The organism is Blautia sp. 1033sp1_1033st1_G9_1033SCRN_220408 (genome assembly GCF_040929965.1).
In the GTDB taxonomy this organism is placed as follows: Bacteria; Bacillota; Clostridia; order Lachnospirales; family Lachnospiraceae; genus Blautia_A; species Blautia_A ammoniilytica.
On the sequence record NZ_JBFKZO010000003.1, the window covers coordinates 57,972 to 84,285 of the forward strand.

A 26,314-nucleotide genomic window follows, 5' to 3' on the forward strand; every position below is an offset into this window, starting at 1 on the left:
TTCTGCTACCTATAATTACTCTGCCTCTACCGGAACGATAGAAACCTGCTTCTTGTCACGACCCTTTCTGGTGAATCTTACAACACCGTCGGTCAGTGCAAATAATGTATAGTCTTTACCGCAGCCAACATTTTCACCTGGGTGAATCTTTGTTCCACGCTGTCTGTAAAGAATGTTGCCAGCTTTAACAAACTGTCCGTCTGCTCTCTTCGCACCTAATCTCTTAGACTCGGAATCACGGCCGTTCTTTGTGGAACCAACTCCTTTTTTATGTGCGAATAACTGAAGGTTCATTTTCATCATCGTTGTTACACCTCCTTGACTTTTAATGTCAAATATCGATTGTTATAATTATGCTCAATTTCCGTTAAACCGAGAAGCAATGAATCCATAAGAAGTTTTCCCTCTGGAGTGTTTGGGCTCTGTTCAAATATAATGGATACATGTCCATCTTTGTCTTTCGCCTGAAACTTCTCCTTTGTAAAAGTCTCCAGGGAATTAACAGTATTGATGATCAGTGCTGAAACGGCAGCACATACAATATCCTGCCCGCTTTGGGCATAACCTGCGTGTCCGCTGGAACGAAACTCTATATATGAATTATTTCTCTTTTTAACTGTAATTGTGATCATAATGACACCAGATTAACCATTAATCTTTTCGATCTTAACTTTGGTGTACTGCTGTCTGTGACCGTTTTTCTTGTGATATCCAGTTTTTCTTTTGTACTTGTAAACGATGACTTTTCTAGCCTTTCCGTTCTCAACTACAGAAGCGGTAACACTGGCATCTTTCACAGCCTCGCCTACTTTCATTCCGTCATTGCTGACAGCAATAACATTGTCAAAAGTAACGGTCTCACCAGCTTCAACTCCGAGCTTCTCAACTCTGATTACGTCGCCTTCAGCAACTTTGTACTGTTTACCACCTGTTGCAATAATTGCGTACATCTGTGGCACCTCCTATAACATTACTCGCCAAATATGGTGGCCTCTGTATAAAGCAGAAGCACTTCAACCTCTTTGTGCGGCATACGTGATTATAATAACAGACCTTTTTGGGTTCGTCAATATATTTTTCTACGTTTTTTTGATTTTTATAAGGCTTTTTATAAGCTTTTTTCTGCCTTCTGCAGATCCATCAGATCCTCGATCACAGGTCTGCGCACCTTTTTTCTGGTCATTTCAAGAATATTCAGTGGCGTAATATCCACTGCCCTGCAGCGCACAGAATCCTTCTTAAGATGTTTCTTCAGAACATGGAAAAGCTCATCGATATGATCCGGATTTTCCATATTAATAAAATCGATCAGGATGATCCCGGAAAGATTCCGAAGCCGCAGTTGTCTGGCAATCTCCTGTGCAGCTTCCAGGTTGATCTTACGATAGGTTTCCTGAACCTTTTTCTTTCCTGTAAACTTTCCTGTATTCACATCAATGGAGACAAACGCTTCTGTCTGCTGGATCACAAGAAAACCGCCGCTGTTCAGCCACACTTTTTCATGCCAGATCTCGTCAATAGCAGACTCGATCCTGTACAGCTTATAAAGGGGCAGCAGTTTGTCTGTATACATACGAACTTTGGAAAGCTCCTGGGGGCTGCTTCCCTCCAGATAAGCGTAGATCTGCTGATAATATTCCGGGATATCGGTAACGATCTCTTCCAGCTTCTGGCTATAAGTATCCCGGATCCTTCGTATATACTCTGGTTCAGGCTGATACAAAAGACTGCAGCAGGTACGGCTGCGTCCATTTACAGCTACCTTTTGATACGTTTCCCGAAGATGCTTAAATTCTCTTTCCAGTTCTTCTTTTTCTGCTTCTGCAGCATTTGTACGCACAATCAGTCCATATTCCTTATCCGGTTTCTGGATTTCATCCTCAAACCAGCCAGAAAGTCTTTTCCGGTCTTCAACGCTTAGCTTTTTGGAAAGGCCGAATTTCTTATCGCCTGTAGTCAGTACCAGATACTTCCCGGTAAAATTCAGATTTCCGGACAATGCAGGAAGTTTTCCTTTCATGGCATCCCTGCTTACCTGCACAAGCAGCTCATCACCTGGCTTAAGGGGATGATTATCTGCAGTTCGCCCTGCGCTGAAAATAGCTGTTTTCCCTTCTTCCAACGAAAGATAGCCTCTTACATCCGGTGCGATCCGTACAAATGCAGCCTGAATGTTGGCAGCCACATTCTCCACCTGTCCAACATAAATATTGTCCAGGATAGATTTCCTGTTTTCAGGCTCCAGCTGAAGCTCCATGATCTTCTGATCTTCTGTAAGAATACAGACACTGCAGGAAATTCCGCTTATTTCCATCCGGGTGATAATAAGTTTACTCAATGTCCTCTCCTAACGCTTCCAAAGTAACAAAACGATGGTTATCTTCACTACCAAGATCTGCATATACTTCCAGTCGTTTGACCATCCATGGAAATTCAGCCATTTCTTCTTTCAGCCAGCTGCAAAAACTGTTCATCACGGCTTCCGGTTTTGTGTAATTAGAACTTGCAGATGCCAGTTTCATAAATATACCCTGTTCCTGCTGCTCCATCTGGTAAATACATGGACGGATATCCACCTCTTTTGTGCCTTTTTTTGTTTCCTTTGTTATAAGGATCTCAGGCTGTGCCAAAAATTCCTGAATTCTCTCACGCCATACACACTTCGGCTCTTTTCCTTCTCTAAATACTACATAATAATCAGCGGCAGCTACAAGAGACATTGCTTTCCCGGCTTTTCCGTCTTCCACTTTTCTTGCACTGAGCACATGCACGCCCTCTGTCATCTGGGCATCCAACAGATCCCTGATCTGGGAAGTAGGAATGGTCTTTGTAAGCTCCAGATCAAAATATTCTCCCAGGCTTTCAACGCCAACCCCAAGAGGTGCGGCAAAGGACATAATCATGTGAGGACTGTATCCACCTGAAAATGCCACCGGAAGTCCTGCCCTGCGGATTACCTTCTGGAAATAGCGCATGGTGTCCAGATGACCTACAAATTTTATAGGTCCTTCTTTTGTAAACTTAATTCTTACTTTCAAGACACACACCTCCTTTATAACCAGCGGCTCCGCAGCCGGAACATTTCTGCCTGCAGTTTGGTGTTACAATTTCTTTATGCGCCTGCTCCCATTCGCGGATCAGGAATTTCTTCTTAACACCTGCATCAATAAAATCCCAGGGAAGGATTTCATCAGTACTCCGCTCCCGTAATGTATAAAAATCAATATTGACTCCTGTTTCTGCAAAAGCTTCCTTCCATATATTATAATCAAAGGATTCAGACCAGGCATCATAAATCGCACCCTTTTCATATGCTTTCAGGATTACTTGTGATGCACGCCGGTCTCCTCTTGCAAGAAAGCCTTCCAGTACAGTCACATCCGGCTCATGCCAGTTATAACGGATACTTCTCTGATTCAGCTGTGCACGGATCTCGTCCTTTACTACTTTTGCCTTGTCAATAAAATCTTGCTCTGTATACATTCCAGCCCATTGGAATGGAGTAAATGGCTTGGGAACAAAGAAAGATGTACTCACGTTGATCTGAATCTTGCCATGACGTTTTTCCTTTGGAATCAGATCATAATATTCCTCTGCAATCTTCTCAGCAAGATGTGCGATCCCTTTCATATCTTCTTCTGTCTCGGTAGGCAGCCCAAGCATGAAATATAATTTAACTTTATTCCAGCCGCCAAGAAAGGCATCTGCTGCACCCTGCATGATATTCTCTTCTGTAAGTCCTTTATTGATCACGTTACGAAGTCGTTGTGATCCGGCTTCAGGGGCAAATGTCAGACTGCTTTTCTTAATGTCCTGTACCTTACTCATAACATCCAGTGCAAATGCGTCGATCCTAAGAGACGGCAGGGAAATATTCACACACTTTTCTTTAAATTCATCAATCAGGAAATTCACCAGCTCCGGAAGATGTGAATAGTCACTGGAACTTAAAGAACTTAAGGAAATCTCCTCATGTCCAGTGCTTTCCAGCATCTCTCTGGCTGAATCCTTCAAAGTCTGGATATCCCGCTCACGGGTTGGCCGATAGATCATTCCAGCCTGGCAGAATCTGCATCCACGGATACATCCTCTTTGTATTTCCAACGTCACTCTGTCCTGTGTTGCCTTAATAAATGGAACAACCGGTTTTTTAATGGAGCGGTAGCCTTTTTCCATATCTATGATCAGCTGCTTCTGAATAACTCTGGGTGCTTCTGTCCGGTTCGGCTCAAAGGAAGCAATGGTGCCATCTTCATGATAAGTCACATCATAAAATGCCGGAACATAAATCCCGGGGATCTGTGCCGCAAGAAGTAAAAAGTCTTCCCTGGATCCCCCTGCAGCTTTATTTGCCTTATATGCGTCAAACAACGCATCATAAACCGTTTCACCTTCACCAATATAAAAAAGGTCAAAAAAGGCAGCCAGCGGTTCCGGATTGTAGGCACATGCACCGCCGCCTACAACGATGGGACATGAATCATCTCTGTCTTTGGCCAGCAGTGGTATATGAGACAGATCCAGGGTCTGCAATACGTTTGTGTAGCACATCTCATATCCTAAGGTAATACACAGAAAATCGAACTGACGGATAGGATCCTGGGACTCCAGTGCAAACAGCGGAATATTTTTCTCACGCATCACCTTATCCAGGTCCATCCATGGAGAAAAAACACGCTCACACCATACATCTTCCCTCTCATTAAACATGTTGTACAAAAGCATCATACCTAAATTGGACATTCCAATCTCATACACATCCGGGAAATCAAATGCCACACGTATCTTCACGTTGGGATCAATATTCCCATCCTCATCCATTTTCATAACAGAGTTGACTTCTCCGCCGATATAGCGGGCTGCTTTGTCAACACTAAGCAATATTTCGTCACTAAGTGCTAATTTTCTCATACTATTCCTTTCGATAATTGTGCATATACAACAATAAGGCAATGAATTTCTAGGAAATTCAGATTTCTGTAATATGCGTTTTAGGACTCAAAAATCTGTCTGTCAGGTCGAAAAACCTGAAAAACAGAGGGGCACTTTTAAGCCTGTTTTTTGGCTAAAAATGCATTTGGTCACTTTTTCTATTTTCAAGCAAAAAAATAACCTCAGCATCTGGAAATGCGTGAGACCATTTTGATACCGGAAAACAGGACCATTAACAGTGTTTTTATTATAAACAGAAACGCTTAGAAGTTCAAGTATATAATTTTTATTCGGAAAAATCATGAGGATTTTCGGCGGAAAAAGCCCTGCACTAAGCAGAGCTTTCAGCTTTTCATGTTTTATTCTTTAGTCCAATCTTCTACCGCTAATCCCTCAATTCTATAAAACTCTCTTGTATTATTAGTCACCACCGTAAGCCCTTCTGATTTTGCATGACCTGCAATCTGCATATCCAATGGTCCAATCGGAGTTCCTTTTCTTTCCAGATCTGCCCGGATTTTCCCATATTCTTCTGCAGCATAGCTATCAAAATCCAAAATGGTAATTGGGGATAGAAAAAGTGACATTGCAATTCGATTCTTCTCTACTGCCTGGCTTTTTTCAACACCATGCATCAGCTCTCCATATGTGATAGAAGAAATACACATATCATCCGGATCATGACGTAGAAAATTACGAATTACTTCTGGCGGTTTATTTTTTATTGCATAAATACAAATATTTGTATCCAGCATATACTTCATAAAGATTCTCGCTCCTGTTCTTTTGGCTGTTCCCTTCCCTCTTCCATAAAATCATTTGAGAACATATCAAAGCTGCTTAAAAAACCAGACCATTTATTATTTTGTGGCATTAAGATAACAATATCTCCAATCTTATTTACAGCCACTTCGTCTCCTGCAAACTGGCATTCTTTAGGAAGCCTCACAGCCTGACTTCTGCCATTTTTAAATAATTTTGCTGTCATCATAGTAAAGCACCTCCTCTTCTATGAATAGTATATATCGTGATATATATCACGGTCAAGAGAATCTTTTGAGCATAGGTATATTTTAACTTGATTTTGCCAGAATATTTTTTAATTCGTTTGCCACGGCAGCCACAAGAGTGTCTTTTTCTTCAGTAGATATTCTATATTCCGTAATATGCTACCAAAACTTCCTTGGCTCCAGGTGCATGGACTTTGCTAATGGATTAATTTCAATGATAAGTTTTTGACAGAAATTATATGCTAAGAAGTTTATATGCATCTCGTGCGAAATTCAATTCATCATCAAAAGTTTCGCTATAGTAATATGGAACGCATATGCCAAGAGGTTCACCACAAAAATCTTCGTAATCTCCTTTTGCAGTAATCTCCAACACGGACAGTGTTTCAGCCAACTCACATCCTTCTTTATATGCAGCCAGATCAATACATTTATTATTCGGATCGATATTCCATACATAAAAACTCTTCTCTTAACTGGCATTTCTTTACTTGTAACAGCTGCTATTGACAAGTACTTGAAGGTGTTTTATAATTTTTCTAAATTAGTAATCATTCTTATTTAAATAATTGAAAGAGAGAGGGAGTGTTTACCCATGCAGAAGCCGGATTCTGACGAAAGATTTTATGTAGCTGATGAAGCTATCTTAGGTGCTTTTTTTAAACTATCCCGTGAAAAAGCCCCTGGCAAAATCACAGTATCTGACATCATCAAAGCTGCAGGTATTGCCAGAAGCACCTTTTATAATCATTACCAGGATATCCCCTCGCTGGTAGCTGCTGTTGAAGAGAAAACAATCCATGATGTTTTTTCCATGATGGAGAAATTCCATCCCCGGAATGACCTGGATATCTGTCGCTCCTATTTTCTTTCAATCTGTCGGTACACTATGGAAAATCCTTTTCTTGCAGGACTTCTGAGCACACCTCATGGCAATGATCTGTTTGAAAAAATGCTGACTATGCTTCATCACTATGTGACGGATACTACATCCAATTCCAGTCCAAATGAACACACAAGGGAAGAAATTTCTTATGTGATCACCTGCGCTATCGGAAGCACGGTTGGAGTCCTGCACAAATGGGCCAGGGATCAGTTCGATCTGGAGCCAGAAGCCATCGCAAATATTTTGTCCCAGGTTTTTTTATCCGGCATGCTGCCTCTTTTATCCTAGGACATTAAAAAAGCTTTCTGTAAGCTGCACAGAAAGCCTTTTTATTATGCAAGAGGTTCATCGATCAGAACATCCTGTCTCCTGATTTTTTTCGTTGTGTTACGGATAAATGGATTTTTCCTGACAACCAACCCTGTAATCTGGCGATAGGTTGGCTGATTTTGATTGTACTCATCCAAAAATGACTGAAGCAGTCTTTGAACAGAATCTGCATCCAATGCCTTCGCTTCTACAACTGCCTGCTCCGGATAGATCCGGGCTGTTAGTCCATTCTTCTCACCCGTCACGATCACTTCGCCTACAAGAGGATTCAGGGCAAGTTTATTCTCAATCTCTTCCGGAGAAACATTTTCACCATTTGACAGGATGATCAGGTTTTTCACTCTTCCGTTAATGAATAAATAACCATCCTCATCCATATATCCTTTGTCTCCTGTATGCAGCCAGCCATCCTTAAGAGCCTCCTTGGTTTCCTCCGGCATTTGATAGTAGCCCTTCATAACACTTGTTCCACGCACCAGAATCTCCCCATTGTCAAACCTGACCTCCACGTTTTCAAGAGGCTGTCCAATAGAACCCGGCTTATGGTTTTCCGGTGTATTATTGCTGATAACAGGAGAGCATTCGGACATTCCATACCCTTCCAGTATCTGAATACCGTATTGTGTAAAGCAGTCAATATAATATGGGTCCAGATGTGCGCCACCGGTAAATATTGTACGCAGGTTTTTCCCAAATATTTTCTCTGCAAGAACCTTTTTGGGTATTGATGGGTCAGAAGCAGCCAATTTCTTATAAATCGTTTCAATCATCATCGGTACCATAAGCATAATGTCTGGTTCAAAAATGCTCATATTCCTGACCATGTGAAGCAGAGAATCATTGATACAAATAGTTGCCCCCTGGGAAAAGCCCTTCAGCCAGTCCATCACAAGGCAGAATGCATGATGAATAGGGAGTACACTAAGCATCACAGTACCCGGTTCTGCTGAAATTTTTACAGCCTCAACATTGGAAGCCAGATTATTCTGGGTCAACATAACTCCTTTACTTTTCCCAGTTGTTCCTGAAGTAAAAATAATTGTCGCAATATCCTCTTTATCCGGACAGACAGCATCTGCAGACGCATTATTTCCTGCATTCCGAAGTTCACTGATACTGTATACTTTTTCCGGTGCATCCTCCACCTCTTCCTGAAGCATCCATATCTTCTGAAGACCTGGACAATTTTCCAGAAAAGCCTGAAGATAGGGTCTGTGCTTCGGACTTAAAAAAAGAGCTGCGGAATCGGAGCGATTGATCAGCTCCACCAGATCCTCCCAGGGTAGCGCTGCATCAAGCGGCACTGCTGTAGTACACCCTGTAATAATTCCAATATAGCTCTCGATCCACTCTACGGAACTGGTACCAATCAATGCAATATGTTTTCCCTCAAAGCCCTCTGCAAGAAGACCTTTTCTCACAGAAACTGCATTTTTCATCATTTCATAATAGCTTCTCTCTGAAATCTCTTTCCTGTTAAGCCATTTTACAGCATTGACTTTTCCAAATTTCTGTACACTTTCTTCTAATATATCTCTAACCAGCATATCCATTTTCTCCCTAGTGCCTGTTTTAAACAGGTGCTGATCTACACCTCTTCCTACTGAAAGTTATCAAGTAATTCAAGTGCTTCTCCAATGGTTACGATTTTCATTACTTCGCTCTCTTCAAACTCAATATCAAATGTGTCCTCAAGTTCACCTAAAAAAGACATAAAATCCAAAGAGCTGAATCCCAAATCCTCACGGAATCTCATATTATTTGTTATTTCTTCCGGTGCCACATTGCTATACTGTGCCACAATATTTTTAAATTTCATTTCCTGATTCATTATCATCTATCCTCCTGTTATGTAAAATCCTGTTATATTTTTTGATTTCCAATTTGTCCTGCCAAATGTCTTTTATATTTTTGATTTCCAATTTGTCCTGCCAAATACCTTTTATATTTTTGCCTTGTCAAATGCTTTTTATATTATTCAGGCAGTCGTCAAAATACCTTTCAGACTTGTTCCATGATCTCACCAAGGCTCATATCCGGTTCTGCAATCCCTTTAAACAAAATCCGCATCATATAATAATAGAGAAGTTCCATATCATGTTCTTCCAGGTGTGCTGTTTGATAATGATAGGAAAAATTCATTCCACCATCCTCTGTATGGGATACGGTCAAATATATTTTCTTGGTTGCTGCACCATTGGCAAACCATTTGGCATGTTGGCGGACAACTCCCAGCATTTCATTTTCTACCTTTACCGGCATTGGCTGATAAGTCAGATAGAAGCTTTCATAACTGGTATGCTCCGGTGTATGATATCTTTTTCGCAGTTCTTCCATAATAAGTTCAGGATCGTAATTGCTATGCATATAAATACGGTTCTGTATATTCTGGATTTCATAAGCAGCAGAAAGAAAATCTGTTTCAGATGAGATCACCGTTCTGCACGGAAACATAATCGTCCTGCTTCCGCCAGAGGTCCACTCTTCATGGGTAGAACGTCTGGATATAAAATTCTGGATGGTAATATCCTCCTGTCCATTATTAACCTTAGACAGATAAGTACGAATACCAAGCAGAAGAAGATTTGTCATGGAAAGCTGATGATTCATACAGAAATCAATCAGATTCTGAGTTGGCCCCGGCTCCAGATGATAATCCTTAACTGCTACAAATAAATTATCCATTTCAATATCTGCGGATCGAAGTTTCGGATTTCCATGCCGCTTTCTGGCAATCTCCAGTACAGATGGTCCCTGAATATCAGAATACAGCGGCTCTCCCAAAGCATCCAGCTGATCCTCCCAGAATTTTTTGTCTTTTGCAAAACGCTTTTCATTGCTGGCTTTTGCCAGATCTTTCTTCAGTACTGTTTCAAAATCAGCCAATTCCTGTGGATGCGCTGTTCCGTACCTGTAATAGGTATAAAGCTGAAACAGATCTCCGATCATTACTACAAGTCCACAGGAATCAATCAGTCGGTGATCCATATGTACAAAAAAGCCATTGTATCCTTCCGGCAGCTTCAACATGGTGAACTCACACATGGGAATATTATCGCCATCAAAGGTTTCATATGCCCATTGCTGCATCAATTCATCAGCTTTTGCAAGGTTTTCCATTTTGGACAGATCCTTCAGTTCAATGTCACGCGTATCCTGTTTTACAATATACTGTTTCACATTTCCGTCTTGGTCCGGTTTTGTAAAATGCACCCGGGTGCATCCTGAACGCTCTGTTTCCATCTGGATACACTTTTTTAATAATCCAAAATCCAATTCAGCCTGTACAGAAGCCACAACACTGACACCGGATACCTGCTGTGTACCATAGTCCCTGATCCAGTTATGATGCATCTTCTGAGCAGCCGTTAACGGATAGTAATCTCTCATTCTTAATCAATCCTTCCTGTTATAAATATTACATTTTTGCTCCAGATGAAAAATAGCATATATTTCAGGGAAATACCAGTATCCCCCAGACTTAATGAACACTTTACAAAAAATTGACCGGGATTTATCAAACAGTTTTTTGTAAAATGTTTGATAAATCCCGGTCAAAAGAATTGTTATGCTGTTAATCGTATTTCTCAAAGAAATGCATCATTGTATTCTGATATAGCCTGGGGTCTGCATAGGCACAGCACAAATGCCGTGCCCCAGGCACAACCACAAGCTCTTTCGGAGCCTTGCATAACCTATAGTTCTGAAATGAATTATGCGGATAAACATAGGTATCCTTATCTCCGTGATAAAATAGAACTGGTATGGTATTCGTCTGCATTGCTGCTGTAGTATCTGCATCCTTCATATGAAATCCGGCCAGTGTGCTGCAAAGCCAATCCATCTGCATTAATAGCAAAGGAACATGATGAAGATGAAACCAGTGCACCGCCATGTCCTTCATTTGTCCTTTCATGGAATGAAAGCCACAGTCAGCAATCAGTCCTTTCACTTCCGAAGGCAGTGTGTGTGCAGATGCCATCAGCACAGCTGACGCCCCCATAGACTGCCCATATAAATAAATGGGAAGCTTTTTCTTGTTTCGTTTAGATACATAGATTGCCCAACGCTGAACATCCCACTGCTCCATTGCACCAAAGGTAATATATTTTCCCTCACTGTCACCGCAACAGCGTTGTTCCATAAACAGAAGATCACATTGATGTTCATGAAGGTATTTTGCCATAAATGACATTGTGCCAAATCGACTGCCACGATATCCATGGCTTAATATAACAAACCGTTTTGGATTTTCAGCCGGCAGATAGAATCCATGCAGCTTTAACCCATCCACACTTCTGATATAGCAGTCCTCCATCTTCTGGGCAAAGCACCATTCTTTACTCTCATGGTATTCCTTCTCGTATCCATTCTGAGGATGGTTTTCCCTGATGTGCGACAGTTCAAACCATTTCTTCCTTTCTTTCTTGGGAGCGCCCCTTTTACAGCAAATCATCATATGGAAGAGGCGCCAGCTTATCTCCATAAATCCCGAAACAATAATAAGAAGAACTATAAACACTTTAGAAATTCTCTTTTTCATGAAAACACCTCGAGTAATTGTCTTATCACTGCATAATACAGAAGACCATCTTTCTCGAGCCACACTGTGACTTTGATATCTCTACTATACAGCAGGCAAACCATTTAAGCTTGTATTTACTACACTTTTCAAGCTCAGGACTGATAATTCTCATCCAGCAATTCCTCTACTCCATGAAGTAAGGGCTTTCTTTTTATTTCCGTTGAGATCACATCTACACTTTCTTGTTTTCCAGTTATAGGTTGCTTCTGTATAATAAATGTAATTTCCTTTTACAGATACTTTAATAGCTCTTCCACAAATTGTTTTGCATTTGCTTCCGTCTCTATTTATCAGATAAACCGGACCGCCATGCGGGAATCCTACTGCGGTTACCAGAACTTTATTCTTTACTTTCTTGACTGTTGAACAATCTTTTTTGAGGCGCTTTATCTGTCTTGTCTCCAGATTTACTACTGCAAAATTTCCCATACCATCACCATACTGGGTCTCATATCCCATATAAAGATAGGTACCATCGCAACCAATAATACCGTCCACAGGGCCTTCCCCTCCGAAGCTTATCAGTACTTTGTTTGTGCCGGTTTTTAGATTGTACTGCATCAATGTACGCTTTCTGTAGGTTCCTCCAAAATTTCCGCTTCTTACAAATGCCGCACTTTCGTAATAAAAAAATTTTCCATTTGTTACAATGGTGCCGCTTGAACAGTTTTTAAGAACTACTTTCTTTTTACCGTTTTTTGTCGCATATACAATATAGCGATTAGTTCTGCTGTTGTACTTCATAGAATAAGTTGTTCCATTGACTTTGTCGCTTTTATAAAAAGATATCTTTTTATATGCACTGAGTCCGCTGGATGCTGCCTGTACATTCTCTGTTGTTTCTGCTACTGTAAAGGTCATAACGAATGCCATCAATAATACCATACATATAGTCAGCAGTCTGTTGTCTTTGTTCCATCTGTTTTTCATTTTTCCGTCCTCCTGTTTATTTATAAATGAGCAAGTTCGTGATTTTATATAAAATAAAGATACTTCGATTCCGTGTGTTGTATTATAAAAGTGACATGCTCCAGCTTAAGAAATCAAAAAAAGTCTACTGTTTCTCTCGCTTTAACATGAAAAAGAATTTGTGAAAAATAACGTATTTTATCATCGTTTCCCCAGCAGATCATTCCTACCGCATCAGCCATTTCCTGTGCATCAATACAGTAGGCGGACATGCAAGAGTGATGCTTATAGGGACCGGCGGACATGATCAGAAGATCCCTGTTTCCGGATTCCTCTATTTTGGATGCCAGCTGCTCAGTAAGCTTATTGTGAGCAAATTTCGCCTTTTTGTAATCAGAATGTCTGCTTTGTATGGTCTGCAAAATAAGAGTTTTTTCATAGGTTAATGCTCTTTGTTTCATAGCTTCTACAGTTCCGCTTTCAGGCGGACAGGCAGGATTCACATTGTAACATCCACATTGATTTTCTTCACAAAATCTCCGATACTCTGGTTTAAAAATAAGCTTTTGCGTATCCATGATCGCTGCATTTGAGAAGCCAAGTTCTTTCGCTTCTTTTACGTAATCCATAGAAAAATTCCTCCAAATCATCATTTCCCCTTATTTCTCTTGTCAATTTACAACAAGTGAAATAAGGGGAATGCGATATCATCAATACTTTCCATACCTAGTGACATCACCATCAGGCAAGCATATCGTTCAGGTAAGCTTCTTTATTTATTGCGGCTACAGGCATTTCTCCTTTTTTTGCTATACAGATACACTGCGACAAGCATCAAGCCTGTTCCAAAAAGCATTTCCCACCAGATGCCCCGTCCGCCTGTCTTAGGCAGCGAATAAATGCAGGAATCTGTAAGTTCAAAGGAAATACTATATTTCAAAGGTACCTCAGGTACCAGTGAATCCGGGTCTTTTCCACCAGCATCCACCGTGCACGAAATGGACGTTTTATCCCGATCAGCAGCCGGTTCCAGTGGATCTCCTGTTGTTTCATCTGTGATCCTCTCCAGAGAAATGGTTGGATCATAATATTTTGTCTTGTCTTTATAAGCAATGGTCAGCTTCAGGATTCCTTTATTCAGGAAATATCCGCTGGGGGCTTTTGTTTCTTTTATATAATACACAGCCCCTGTGCCTGCCTCCAGACCTGTGATAGTGCCATTTCCCTGCTGGTCCGTCTTCATAGTGATCCCGGCAGGAACCTTGCAGTCCTGATCTTTATACAAGGTAAATACTGCATTGGAAAGAGACTCCCCTTCACTGCCTTTCTTGTCCAGACAGATCTCATAATTGATCTGGGTGTTCCATACAGCAAACTTTCTGGTCTGATCCTCTGCTATACTATCTGTGCTGCTGGTCATTACAAAGCCTGGAAGAGAATTGCCTTCTCCATCCTTTGCTGTCTCTTTAAAGTCATAACGGATCACTCCGTTTGCTCCTTCTGCCTGCATCGGCTGGTTCTGGATCAGCCAGCGTATGGTCTTGTTTCCTTTATCCTGGGATGCTGCCACCGCTGTGGAAATCTGCAGTGGTGCTCCTTCTGTCTTGCTGTAAGGCCTTGCCATTCCCTCTGCCTGTGCAGTTACCCTGCCGGAAGCAATTGTCGCAGTGTAAGTAGCAGCCGGGTAACTTACTGCATCTTCCCCGGTTCCGGTAGTGCCTGTTATTTCAAACAGGACGGATGCCTGATCCGGGATGCTGGTGGTCTGTGCCCAGTTCTTTTCCATGGAAAGATCCAGATAATACAAACCGCAGTCCCAATGATTGGTCACATACTCCCAGGACACCATATCGGTAAGCCCAGGAAGGGTAATGCCGCTGCCATTGTTGACGATCGCAGTACGTTTCATGGCTGCTGCCCCCTGATCCGTGGTATCTGTGCCCTGGTATTCCGGAAGGGCTTTATCTGTATCCCTTCCCGGCTGGGTCAATGTCTTTTGGGTATCCTCTCTTTCTGGTGTGACGCTCAGTCTTTCAAAGGGAAGAACCCTGGTTCCTCCTGTAACAGCATAATCATCACCATCATCCTGAAGCACTATGTAATAGCTGCCCTTAGCCAGATTCTCAAAGGCATATGCCCCATCATTTCCGGTGACCACCTTGTCCAGAAGGTTGCCCATCACATCCACAGCAGGATATAAGGTCTTGCCATCCACAGTGGTAGTACTCATGGTCCGTGTTTTGCCGCCAATCTGCTGACTGAAGCTTCCATCCGGATTCCTGGTGATCCTGGAAGAAGATGGCTCGCTTCCCTGATAAAGATATACATCCACCTTGGAAAGCAACCGGTCAGTGGTACTGTAGCCATTGATGGCCGGGCGGTAATTCCCGTTCTGGTCCTGATCCAGCCATACAAGGCCTGCGATCTTACGCTTTGCCGTGCGGACTCCTACCTGAGGACTGACAACAGTTAGTGACTGGCTGCTAGGACCGCCGCTTCTGTAGAAAAAGCTGTTGTTATATACATTACCGCCCTGCTGGGTTACATTTCTGTTCTGCAGCAGTGTTGCATTATCCTTTGTAAACGGCGTAAAGACCAGTCCCATCCGGAAATTGCCTTTTCCGCCTACTGCAGGAACAAATCCGTAAATAGCATCGATTGTGCCGGAACCATCTGCATAATGGATCAGCTCTTCTCCACTTGCCCACTGTCCGTCTGCACCTGCTTTGCAGGTCAGCCTGTAGATTTTCACACCATTTTCCATGTGTTCAGATGGTTCATAAGAATAAGACAGATCAAACCATTTACCACTGTCAATAGTATTCAATATCAGAGTCCTTTCCTCCTGGGTAAGATCCTTTGCGCTGATCCCGCCTTTCCTGTATTTCAGCTGTCCTGCACTGCCACTTTGGAATGCATTCCTGTCTTCTTCGCTGGTAAAGTCCAAATAAATCTCCTTTACCCGGTAGCCTCCTTGGAAACTGCTGTCTCTTCCGTCTCCATTGGCTGGAAGGATATCACACAGCTGAATCTTCTCAGAGTTGTCTGTATGATTGCTGTAATTCAGGTAATAAACCAAATCCTCCCCGATATCTATCAGATCCCGTTCTGTTTCCTTGTAGATCACATCATCTTTTGTCCTTGTTGCAACAATGGTCTGCTCTGCACTATTGGCCTGTCCGGTAATACGGTGGATCTCTTCATAGGTGGTATGGATCTGTACCTTGGTAGTAAGCTGTTGATTGTTCTTTACATCCTCATCCTCAGCTGCTCCCTTCTTTCCGATGGTACAGTTATACCGGATGTAAGGAAGTCCTTTGTTGATATCACTTACAGTTGTACAGATAGTCAGTGTGGTAGTCCCATCTGGGTTATCCGTCTGTTTTACATCCCATGCCAGATCGCCGGCTTTGTATTTACACTGGTTTCCGGGAGCCGTGTAGTCAAACTGCAGGCTGCCCTTATGGTAGTAAAGATCTTTTGGAATGGTCATGGTGATCACAACATCCGTTGCCTGACTGCCGTTTGCTACCAGTTCATGATCCTTTGTAGCACTGGAGATCTGCAGCCTTGGCATTATCATAAAGTTTGCTGTACGTTCACCGTTGGTTACATTATAATAGGTTTTTTCCCGGTTAGAGCCTTTGATCAGGTCTGTATTCTTAATGCCGATTCCACTGACCAGGGTATATAGAAGCAGTGAATTTCCTGCCAACCATCCCATCATATGGGTTCCGTTTTTCTTAACACCATTTTGATATTCTGTTTTCTTATACCCATCAAAATAAAAGTCGCATCTTTGTTTGGTATATTTCATTACCAGGTCCTGGCTTTCCGTCAGGCTATTTACATACCCATCCGGAAGCGGACCGCCTGTGTCTCCATTTCCGTAGGCAACAATGCCGCCTTCAGTATCGTATGATCTGCTTCGCCAGGTTGCGGAAAACAGGATGTCATCCCGTTTCCCATCATTATAGTATCGCTTATAGGTTGGACGATATGTGGTCCATCCTCTTACATCGTTGGTGGTACAGTAGGTGCCGCCTGTCTTAGCAAAGTCTTTTGTCATCTGCATCCTGCTTCTGATATACAGGCTTCTGCCTGTACGGATACAGCAGTCCCGTACCTCGTACAAAAGTGCCACACATCTTCCGTCCGGGTTCCCTTTGGCGGCAAAGTAAGCCTTTAATTCATCCAGGGAAGTAAAGTAGATCAGATCCTCTTCTTTGTGGGCATCCATATCTGCTTCCCCACCGGTAAGCCCATCTGCTGTTTCTGTCTTCGTCCAGTTAGTTCCATCAGGCTTCGCACCGTATAGTACGGTCAGCTTAAAGCTTTTTGTTTTCAGATTTCCTGAGGATGACCAGGTGGTTGCCGACTCCGAAGTGCTTACCAGAAAAGCATTGGTGCTGTTGGTCCCCGCACTTTTCCCTACCCAGTTCCAATTGTTTCCTGTACCCTGGTTCACCTGTCTGTCAATGATCTTTTCTCCACAGACAGGCGTATAGGCATCCGAGTCAAACTTCTGGAGAAGATTCACTCCGGTAAGGTAATTGTATTCCAGCAGATTGTCCACCTGCGGATCAAACTTATCAGGCGGTATGTAATGTGGATCCTTCTCATCATCTGTATAATACTCTTTACTGGTAAAAGATATATCCGCATCAATGTATACCTGGCTTCCCAGCGGTGTGGAGCCTGTGCCTTCCTGGGTGCTGATCAGATCCGTGCCGGTCTCCTTGCTGAAGTAATTATTCTTCGACAGATGGTCTCCGTTTCCATCCCCACCGTATATATATAAGCCTGTGCTGTGGTTCAGGTAATTATCCAGATAAGTCATCTCATGGACTGCATGGCTCTTATAGTCTTCCCCAAAGAAGCTTTCCATTACGTCCAGACCTTTTTCTGTTGACTCGGGAGTAAGCCCTGTAACGCTGCTGATATTCAGGTCAGAAGCAGCACACTCCATATTGATCTCCAGATAACCGCTTTGTCCATCAACGGTGGTTTTATCTAATGGATACAGCACCTGTACATATCCGGCAGAGAAGGAGTTAATATATCCGTTCCCCCTTACCTGGTTATCCCAGGAACCATTGGCTGTAGCAGAAGGACAGGAGGACGCTACCGAATAATTGCTGACTGAAAAATGAAGAGTAAGGCGTTTGTCGCCTGTTTCATTTCGCTGCTTTAACGCTCCCTTCCAGAAGCCGCCACTGTAGCAGCCGGTAGCGCTGTTCCCTGTATTATAGGGAGCTGCATCCCAGCCATACGTGGTAGTCTTGGTATAATCATCCTCATCATTCCAGTCAACATTGACCGTATTTTCCTCGTCTTTAAAGCTGATCCCCGTCTCTCCGTTTTCATTGGCCTTATAAGCCCATGCATACGGGGCAGAGTTCTCTCCAAGTGTGGAGCCATTCATCACCAGTTCCCCGCCAAAGCTTACATCAAACTGGATATCCCCGGTAGGCACCTGAAGTCCCCGCATTCCCTTGTTGGTCTTATTATTGTACATCTGCAGGGTAATGCCGTATCCAAGCATGGTACCATAGACGATGTGGGAGGTATCCCCGCCTGCATCCTGAAGTTTCTTAACTTCTTCCTCTGTGGTTTCCTCACCGCTTTCCGTATCAAAGTAGCTGGTATAGGCAAGCTGGGAGTTTCTCTTAAGAAGCACATTATATCTTGGTGCCGCTGATACGGTCAGTGTTTTTGAGCTGCAGGATTTTGGATTCTGTTCATTCTCCTCATTTCCACCTACCCATGCGGTAAAAGAAGGCTTAATCAGGTCTCCGTTGTTCATGCCCTTCACACTGATGGCCAGGCTGCGGTAAACCGTTCCCCCTTTATTTTCTTCCAGCTCCCAGTAACCTCTTAAATACTGGGCATAGCTTCCATCTGCCAGCTTCTTCTCATAAATATAATAATACTTCATGTTCATGTCGTAGAAAGAAGCAAGGCTGCTGTCCACCGGCAGCTTCATTTCCACCCACAGCTGTAAGGTTTCATCTGTTACAGGAGAATTTCCTTCCTGCCCTTCTTCATCCTCTCCGTCTTTCCCGGTATCTTGCAGGGTAAAACAAAGATCATATTTGACAGTATCAAAGCTTCTCACGATCCCATTGGTATAGGAGCTGTCATTTCCCGGACTCCACAGAACAGCCTGGTCTCTCTCATACCACTTGCCATTATGGCAGATCATCTTCAGGATCTGGCCATTATACAGATAGTGATGACGCTGAGCCATTTCTTCTTCTGTTTCGTCCTCTGTAACATCGTCCGGCGCTTCTGTTGTCTGGCTGTCCCCTTCCTCTAAAAGCTGCAAGGCTGTCTTTTCATCTCCTGTACATTCAGTATCAAAAGCACCGCCGCCGTCAGAAGTACCGTCTTCACTGTTGGTAGTCATTACTGTAATGGAATCTACCTTTACTGTGCTTGCCGGTCCTTTTACTTCCGCTTCCTTATACGTAACAGCCGTCAGCTTCAGGTTATTGCTCTGATCGATACCGCCGGTAATATAATAACCATTGGTCACATCTGTGCCTTCCAGCTGGTTCCCCCTGTAAGCATCATTTCTCCACGCATTATACTTTGCGGCATTGCCATTGTCCTCTTTCATGGCTGCTGCCTGGATCAGTGTGACAGCCGGCTTCTGGCTTACACTTACATTTTCGTAGTTTCCAGTTCCCTCATAAAGGGAATAAATATCATTTCCTGTTCCATCAATCGTGGATTTATTTTCACACAGCAGTCCTCCTGACAGGACAAAGCTGCCAGCATTTGCCGCCTGGGGATTCTGTACAAGGCCGCCGCCCTTCTCCGCCTGATTACCGGTGACAGTGCCGCCTGCCATCTTGATCTTTCCGGTGATCTGGTAAATAGCACCACCCATTACTGCCTGGTTCCCGGTGATCTTGGTACCTTCAAAAATATTCAGCTGGCCTTCATTATAAATAGCACCGCCATTTATCGTCGCCTGATTGTTGGAAATCTGAGTATTACTCATCCATACATTGGCTGCACTTCTTATATAAACACCGCCGCCGTATCTTGCTTTATTTCCGGTGATCTCGCCGCCTTCCAAAACGCATTTACCGCTGGACAGATAAATGGTTCCGTTGCCAGATATCACATTGTCTGTGATCTGTCCTCCGCTGATCCGGACAGTACCGCCGGCATTGTAAATAACGCCACATTCCCAATAATTCTGCACAGCATTGTTGTAGACGGTTCCTCCCCGCATTTCAAAAAGACTGCTTCCTGCTCCTACATAAACAGCCGCTCCATAAGCAGCATTGCACTCATTGATGGAAGCTGTGTTATCCAGGATAAAGGTACCGCCGCTGACCGCCACGCCTGCACCGCCGCAATTGCTTTGATTGGTAGGTGCTGAGCACATGCTGATCTGTCCGCTCTCCATAGTCACATAGCCGCCGGACAGTACCAGAATACCGCCCCCCAGCTTTCTTGTGCTTCCTGAGATGGTTCCTGTCTCTTCTCCCGGATCCAGCCCTTCTGTTTTCTCATCCACGATCCTAAGGTCACCGGAACAGGTGATGGCAGTGTCTGTGCCTTGCAGCTTGTGTCCGTTCAGATTCAGCACTGTACTTACGCTTCCCGGGATCTGAATGTTTTCATTAATATCCTTGATAAGGTAAATCTCCGGCGCCCCATCCTGGTACTTTCCTTCTTTTACAGCATTAACAGCCTGCTGAAGGGAGGTATATGCATCATAATTACCAGTTTCGTTTTTAATCTTTGCCACAAACTCCAGTGAATCATATTGAAGAGTAAAACAGCAGGCCCTGGTTACCGGATCATACTCAATCGGATCTGTTATGGCCAACTTTTTCGTTTCATTATACCAGCAGTTACCCTTTTTATCCTCATCAGCCCCAAACATATCGGTTGCTGCAAACAGCTGGATTTTAGAATTCTTATAGGATTTATCATAATTTCCGTAAACATCTCTGCCGTAACCGGCCTGGTTTCCATACAGCTTGCCTGTGCTTCCGGTTTCTGCTGACTTCTTTATTACAAATTGTCCCATCACTGCAGAAACCCATACGCCGCCACCATAGGTTGCCTTATTATTCCTGGTCAGACCTCCGTCCATGGTAAGGGCTGTATTTTCACCAACTCCCACACCGCCACCTTGGGGTGCCTTGTTATGGATGATCTGCACATTTCCTGTGATCTGTACCTTTCGTGTAGACCAGTCTCTTCTGCCGTCTATGTAGATACCGCCGCCGGTATTTGATGCTATATTATCTTCCATCACACCGCCTGACAAGATCAGCTGTGACAGCCGGGTCCAAATACCACCGCCATGACTTGCTTGATTGCCTGCGATCCGTCCGCCGGTCAGATACATTTCATATCCTGTAAATAAAGCGATACCGCCGCCATAACCTCCAGTATTCGTAATGATCCGGGCCTGATCCTCTATATATATCTTAGAGGCTGTACCTGAGTCAATAAAAACACCTCCGCCATAACCAGAAGCTTTATTATTCTGTACCAGCACATCTGCAAAATGAAGCTCAGAAGATGTGGTTTTCACTTTGATACCACCGCCGTGAGTGGCGCTATTGTTTTCAATCCGACCATTTAATGTAAGCTTTCCTACTGTATCGATCCTAAGACCCCCACCATCGTTTGCCTTATTATCATGGATATATACCTCTTTCCCGATGATTGTCTGGCCGGCTGTGCCTGCGCCAATCCCCAGGCCGCCACCGTAATATGCTCCATTTAACCAGAATTCACCCTTTTGGACTTCCAGCTTTCTGGTACCGTAAAGACTGGCGCCTCCGCTGTAACTGCTGTTTCCATATTGTCTTGTACTGTTATCATGGATCTTGCAGTCCTTTACCAGCACCTCTCCTGCGCTTAAGGACAGGCCGCCACCGCTTTTGGCCCGGTTATGATGGGCATTAATATTCTCTACAGTTACTTCCCCTACAGATGTGGTACGGATGCCGCCGCCATATCCTTTTCCCACATTATAGGAGACTTCCAGATCCGGTCCGATCTCAACCGTTTTGCAATTCTGGATATAAACACCGGCTCCGTCCGTTTCCGCCGTGTTATGATGGATCTTACCGCCGGTAATGCTGAACTTTGAGGCTGTATCTGTTCCTTGGGTAAAGTCAGCGCTTACGCCGCCGCCATGGCTGCCTGCGGTGTTTTCACAGATCTCACCGCCTGATATCAGGATCTGGTTGGCAAGGTTAAAGGCTCTTCCCATATACACTCCGCCACCATTCTTTTCAGCCTGATTGTTACAGATCTTTCCACCTGTCATGGTAAAGGAAGAAGGGGCATTGGCACTGATGCTGTAAAATCCTATACCGCCGCCATAAACAGCCTGGTTTCCTGTGATCTCTCCCCCGCTGATGGTAACGGAAGCATTCTGGTCTGTATAAATGCCGCCGCCATATTTTACGCCGGAGAAGCCTGTGATCACACCTTCCTTTAAGGTAAAGGCTCCTCCTTCTCTTACAAAGACACCTCTGTTGCCGGTAACACCCTCTGTCGGCTGGATCCTGCCGCCCTGGTTCTGTTCCGGATTAGTGTCAGGATGACCTGTGGTACTGTCTACTTCCAGCTTCCCTCTTATATCAAGCACATTTTCCCGTGAAGAACATAAGGTGTATCCATTTAAGTCCAGGATCACATCCTTGTCCTTTCCAATCTGGACACTTTCTTCACAATCTCTTAGAAGATAAATCCTCTGTCCCTGTGTGGCTGCATTTACTGCATCCTGAACAGATGGATAATTCTGTCCGGCTCCGTTTTCATCCAGGATCTGAGCCACTGCCTCTAAATATGGATTCTCCATGTACAGGGCATAAAAGTGACAATTCTGTTCCAGACTGGAGGATGTAACAGCTTCCGTGTATGCCTGATAATTTTCACAATCATACCAGCAATTATAATCTCCCGGCTCCATAGACGAGGCTGGCACCAGGGTAAGACCTGCGCCTTCTGCTGCATATATATCACTTTTACCAAGCGAGCACTGATTGCCATACACAGCTCCGCCTGTCACAGAAGCAGTACTGCCTGCACCTACACGGATACCGCCGCCTACACTGCCGGTGGTATTCCCTGTGATAGCTCCATCTGTAACATTCAGGGTAGAACTTGACAGATAAATGCCGCCTCCGCCCCAGTTTGCATTAGCATTGGTGGTTGTATTGCCAGAGATCTCACCACCGGACATATTGCAGGTGCCATTCCACAGATAGATGCCGCCTCCGTAATTACTTGCTTTGTTATCACAGATCCTGCCTCCGGTAATGTCCAGCCTGCCTTGTACATAAAGGCCTGTACCCTGATTACCACTATTTCCGATGATCTCTCCGCCGTCTATACGAATCTTTGCACCACCCCAGCCATAAACGCCTGTGCCCTGATTGGCACTGTTCCCGGTGATCTTTCCTCCTGTCATTGTAAAGGATCCAGCATTAACAGCTACCGCAGACTGTGTGTCTTTCGTAATCAGGCCTCCATTCATCACAAAGGAGCTGTCGCTGTACTTTACCAAAACACTTCCGCTGCCATTTGCCTTCAAAGTCCCGCTGTTCATGACCAGGCTTCCATGCTGGACAAAGATGCCCCCGCCAAAGCCATCCTGAACCCATGTGCCTCCGGTAATACATCCGGTCTGGTCTTCACTTGTATCTTCCAGGGTCATTTCTCCCTGCACCGTAAATACAGACTTATAAGCCTGCCCGATCCCACGGATGGTATTCCCATTCAGGTCAAAGCAGATCCTGGTTCCCTTAGGGATCGTCACTGCCTCTTTATCCTCTTTTAGAAGAGTGATCCTGTGAAGCTGTCCATCCCCGGCTGCATCTACTGCTGCCTGAACGGTAGTAAATTCTTCTGCAGAATCATCCAGTCTTGCCACCATCTCTGTTTCAGGCTCAGAGTAAAGAAAGGTATAACGGTAAACCTTTGTCCGCTCTGTAGTATCCAGCTCCAGCCCCTGGGTATTCCTTTCATCCGTAGTTTCATCATACCAGGCAATTCCCGGTGTTCCATCCTGTGCTTTCATCTGGTCTGCTGCAGTCAGACTGACAACAGGAGTAAAATAAGTAAACTTGCCGTTATTATTCACCTTCAGGGTAGCCGCCACATACAGATCCTGTCCGCCTGGAACAGTACCTGACCCCGGTGCCTGATTATCAGAAATCACGGCTCCTTTCTCTATGATGATCTCTGGATTTAAGGTATTTAAAGTCCATACATAAACACCACCGCCATAAATATATGCCTGATTATGGCTGATCTCACCGCCGCTGATCTGGATAGTACCACCAGCTAAACTTACAGCACCACCATAATTGGCACGATTGTTATAGATCTTTACATTTCCTGTAATAGTCAGATGCCTGTTATTTTCACTAAGATATACAACACCACCATTACTGCCTGCCTGGTTGTTGGTGATCTCACCGCCGGAAATGGTACCTGCACCATATAAAACGCCGCCGCTGCTGCTGGTAGTATTATCTTTGATCACTCCGCCCTTCATGTAAAGGGTGCCTCGTACTGCGCCGCCTACTCCGGAAGTATTGTTGCCGGAGATTTCCCCTTCATTCAAGGTTACAGTCCCATAAGCTCCGCCGCCTCCATTGCCGCCGGCCCTGTTGCCATGTAAGATACCGCCATTCATAACCAGAGAGCCGCTAACACCGCCGCCTATACTGTCAGCTTTATTTCCTTCGATCCTGGCCTGCTCAGACATGGTAACATTTCCATAGATACCGCCACCATTTCCCTTTACCTGATTATCAGAAATGATCACATCTCCAGAAAGGATCGCTGTTGAAATATATCCGCCTCCTCCATGATCTGCTGCATTCCTGCAGATCTTACCGCTGCTGGCTGTCAATTTGCCACTTGAGAAATAAAGTCCGCCGCCCCAGCCGTAAGTGCTTCCCTGAGCCTGGTTATCAGAAATCTCACCGCCGGTCATCACAACATTGGCTCCATCTCCAAATATGCCGCCGCCATAAAAGTTGGCTTTATTGCCATTTATCAGGGTTCCCTCCTGGATCTGTACCTTACAGTAAGCTCCCATGGCAATGCCGCCGCCGGTACCAATGGTCTTATTATTCAGGATCTGTACTCCGAAAAGGACCACATCTGCATAATTGCTGATCCACACACCGCCGCCATAATGGGAGTCGACCCACTGATAATTAATATCCTCATCGGTCAGTGAGTTTTCCTGAATAGTGCCGCCCATAAAGCTGACAGATGACCGGATCTTGTCAGTACTGTAAAAATACATACCTCCGCCATAGGACACTGCCTGATTGTGGGATACCATTCCGGAAACCATTGTAAAATGAATCGGAGCCTGAACATGAACACCACCGCCTCTTATACCGGCAGTATTATTTGAAACAGTCGGGCCATTAAAGATCCATTCATTTTCCACATCAGACACACTATGGATATAAAGGCCTCCTCCATTCTGATCCGCATGATTCTCTGTAATGGAAATCCCGCTGCCAAAGGTACTTGTTTCACAGTCATAAGACTGTATGTACACACCACCCCCATTAAGTGCAGCACTGTTCCCGGTGATGGTGCCGCTCTGATAGGAAAGATCACTTGCATGATAGATCCATATACCGCCGCCGCTGATGCCGGAGCTATTCCCACAGATCCTGCCGCCCTCTATAGACAGACTGGCCTCTTCATTTACATACACACCGCCGCCCCGGCCTGCTGCAGCATAGCCGGTGATCTCTGCCCCCTCTCCAAGGACCAGACGGCCGCCATAGCATACAAATACACCTCTTGTATTCTCGTTGCCAAGAGAAGAAACACTGCCGGATAAGCTGCCATTCTGCAGGGTAAGCTGTCCGTATACAGTAATATTATTGGTATCCTTACCATCCTCTGCTGATGTTTTATCCACAGTCAGCGTATGCCCATTCAGATCCAGTACAACATCCATCCCGTGAGGGATCAGAAGATTCTCTTCTACTGTATCCGGAAAGTTTTCTCCAAGACTTAAGGTAAGTGTTGTAGAGCCTGCCTTCCTTGCTTCTTCGATCAGATACTGAATGGTGCCTTCCTGTGCATCTGCAGGAGCATCCAGAAGAGTGGTATCTGCCGTTTCTTCATTACTGTCAGTAAGCACACTTTCCCCGTCTGTGAAAACATCTTCTATCTGAGATGGATCAGTCTCACTGTCCTGTGCCACTGCATCCTCCATCTGGGATGGATCAGTATCACGATCTGGTACCGCTGCATCCTCTACCTGAGATGGATCAGCCTCACGATCTGGCGCCGCTGTATCCTCCATCTGGGATGGATCAGCCTCACGATCTGGTGCTGCTATATCCTGTATCTGAGATGTGTCAGCCTCACTGCCTTGTGCCGGTACGTCCTCTATCTGTACATCCTCACTGCTGTAAGATTGATCTGCAGATAAGACTTCTTCCTGCTGATATCCATAGTCTTGTCCATAATCAAACGTGGCAGCAGACAAACCGGTGCCCTGGCTTCCCATTGCGATTGCAAATACCAAAAACCAGGACATCCCTTTTTTAAAAGATCTCCAATGGCTGTTTTTCATATTCATACGCTCCTTTTATATATCTTCCTCCACCTGTCTTCTCCTGGTCAAAA

16 protein-coding genes are annotated in these 26,314 nt (G+C 44.2%); 1 reads left to right on the top strand and 15 read right to left on the bottom strand.

The genetic code is table 11. The annotated features are described in order from the left end of the window. Positions 1-15: 15 nt before the first annotated feature. The 8 genes from rpmA to AB5916_RS03395 form a co-directional block, all read right to left on the bottom strand. The gene (gene rpmA / locus AB5916_RS03360; RefSeq protein ID WP_005422790.1) at positions 16-303 is read right to left on the bottom strand and encodes a 50S ribosomal protein L27; all 288 of its coding nucleotides are present in this window, start codon (positions 301-303) and stop codon (positions 16-18) included. 5 nt (positions 304-308) lie between these two features. Next, positions 309-632, bottom strand: a complete 324-nt coding sequence (locus AB5916_RS03365; protein WP_368189245.1) for a ribosomal-processing cysteine protease Prp — start codon at positions 630-632, stop codon at positions 309-311. Positions 633-644: 12 nt separating this feature from the next. Beyond that, positions 645-950, bottom strand: coding sequence for a 50S ribosomal protein L21 (gene rplU / locus AB5916_RS03370; RefSeq protein WP_158420957.1), 306 nt, complete (start codon positions 948-950; stop codon positions 645-647). Positions 951-1,108: 158 nt separating this feature from the next. Continuing rightward, positions 1,109-2,338 (bottom strand): ribonuclease E/G, encoded by a 1,230-nt coding sequence (locus tag AB5916_RS03375; RefSeq protein ID WP_368189246.1) that lies wholly within the window; start codon positions 2,336-2,338, stop codon positions 1,109-1,111. Next, positions 2,331-3,047: a TIGR03936 family radical SAM-associated protein gene (locus tag AB5916_RS03380; protein WP_368189247.1), complete on the bottom strand. Its 717-nt coding sequence runs from the start codon at positions 3,045-3,047 to the stop codon at positions 2,331-2,333. The genes AB5916_RS03375 and AB5916_RS03380 overlap by 8 nt, the downstream gene beginning before the upstream one ends. Then, positions 3,022-4,911: a TIGR03960 family B12-binding radical SAM protein gene (locus tag AB5916_RS03385; RefSeq protein ID WP_368189248.1), complete on the bottom strand. Its 1,890-nt coding sequence runs from the start codon at positions 4,909-4,911 to the stop codon at positions 3,022-3,024. The genes AB5916_RS03380 and AB5916_RS03385 overlap by 26 nt, the downstream gene beginning before the upstream one ends. A gap of 380 nt (positions 4,912-5,291) precedes the next feature. Further along, positions 5,292-5,696, bottom strand: a complete 405-nt coding sequence (locus tag AB5916_RS03390; RefSeq protein WP_173728066.1) for a type II toxin-antitoxin system VapC family toxin — start codon at positions 5,694-5,696, stop codon at positions 5,292-5,294. Continuing rightward, positions 5,693-5,923, bottom strand: a complete 231-nt coding sequence (locus AB5916_RS03395; RefSeq protein WP_173728068.1) for an antitoxin — start codon at positions 5,921-5,923, stop codon at positions 5,693-5,695. The genes AB5916_RS03390 and AB5916_RS03395 overlap by 4 nt, the downstream gene beginning before the upstream one ends. A gap of 614 nt (positions 5,924-6,537) precedes the next feature. Here AB5916_RS03395 and AB5916_RS03400 point away from each other — a divergent pair. Further along, positions 6,538-7,116 carry a TetR/AcrR family transcriptional regulator gene (locus AB5916_RS03400; RefSeq protein WP_368189249.1) on the top strand — a complete coding sequence of 193 codons (579 nt, stop codon included), beginning with the start codon at positions 6,538-6,540 and terminating at the stop codon, positions 7,114-7,116. Positions 7,117-7,160: 44 nt separating this feature from the next. Here AB5916_RS03400 and AB5916_RS03405 read toward each other — a convergent pair whose 3' ends face one another. The 7 genes from AB5916_RS03405 to AB5916_RS03435 form a co-directional block, all read right to left on the bottom strand. Beyond that, the gene (locus AB5916_RS03405) at positions 7,161-8,705 is read right to left on the bottom strand and encodes a long-chain fatty acid--CoA ligase (RefSeq protein WP_368189250.1); all 1,545 of its coding nucleotides are present in this window, start codon (positions 8,703-8,705) and stop codon (positions 7,161-7,163) included. 53 nt (positions 8,706-8,758) lie between these two features. Continuing rightward, complete coding sequence (locus tag AB5916_RS03410) at positions 8,759-8,989, bottom strand: acyl carrier protein (protein ID WP_368189251.1); 231 nt, start codon at positions 8,987-8,989, stop codon at positions 8,759-8,761. 170 nt (positions 8,990-9,159) lie between these two features. Then, positions 9,160-10,548, bottom strand: a complete 1,389-nt coding sequence (locus tag AB5916_RS03415; protein ID WP_158420949.1) for a condensation domain-containing protein — start codon at positions 10,546-10,548, stop codon at positions 9,160-9,162. Positions 10,549-10,732: 184 nt separating this feature from the next. Continuing rightward, positions 10,733-11,701, bottom strand: a complete 969-nt coding sequence (locus tag AB5916_RS03420; RefSeq protein WP_368189252.1) for an alpha/beta hydrolase — start codon at positions 11,699-11,701, stop codon at positions 10,733-10,735. Between the two features lie 150 nt (positions 11,702-11,851). Then, entirely contained in the window at positions 11,852-12,673 is an 822-nt protein-coding gene (locus AB5916_RS03425; protein WP_368189253.1) for a hypothetical protein, read from the bottom strand. A 113-nt stretch (positions 12,674-12,786) separates the two neighbouring features. Further along, a complete protein-coding gene (locus tag AB5916_RS03430) occupies positions 12,787-13,281 on the bottom strand; it encodes a DUF2284 domain-containing protein (protein WP_158420946.1) in 495 nt (164 codons plus the stop codon). Positions 13,282-13,424: 143 nt separating this feature from the next. After that, a complete protein-coding gene (locus AB5916_RS03435; RefSeq protein ID WP_368189254.1) occupies positions 13,425-26,261 on the bottom strand; it encodes a SpaA isopeptide-forming pilin-related protein in 12,837 nt (4,278 codons plus the stop codon). Positions 26,262-26,314: the final 53 nt, after the last annotated feature.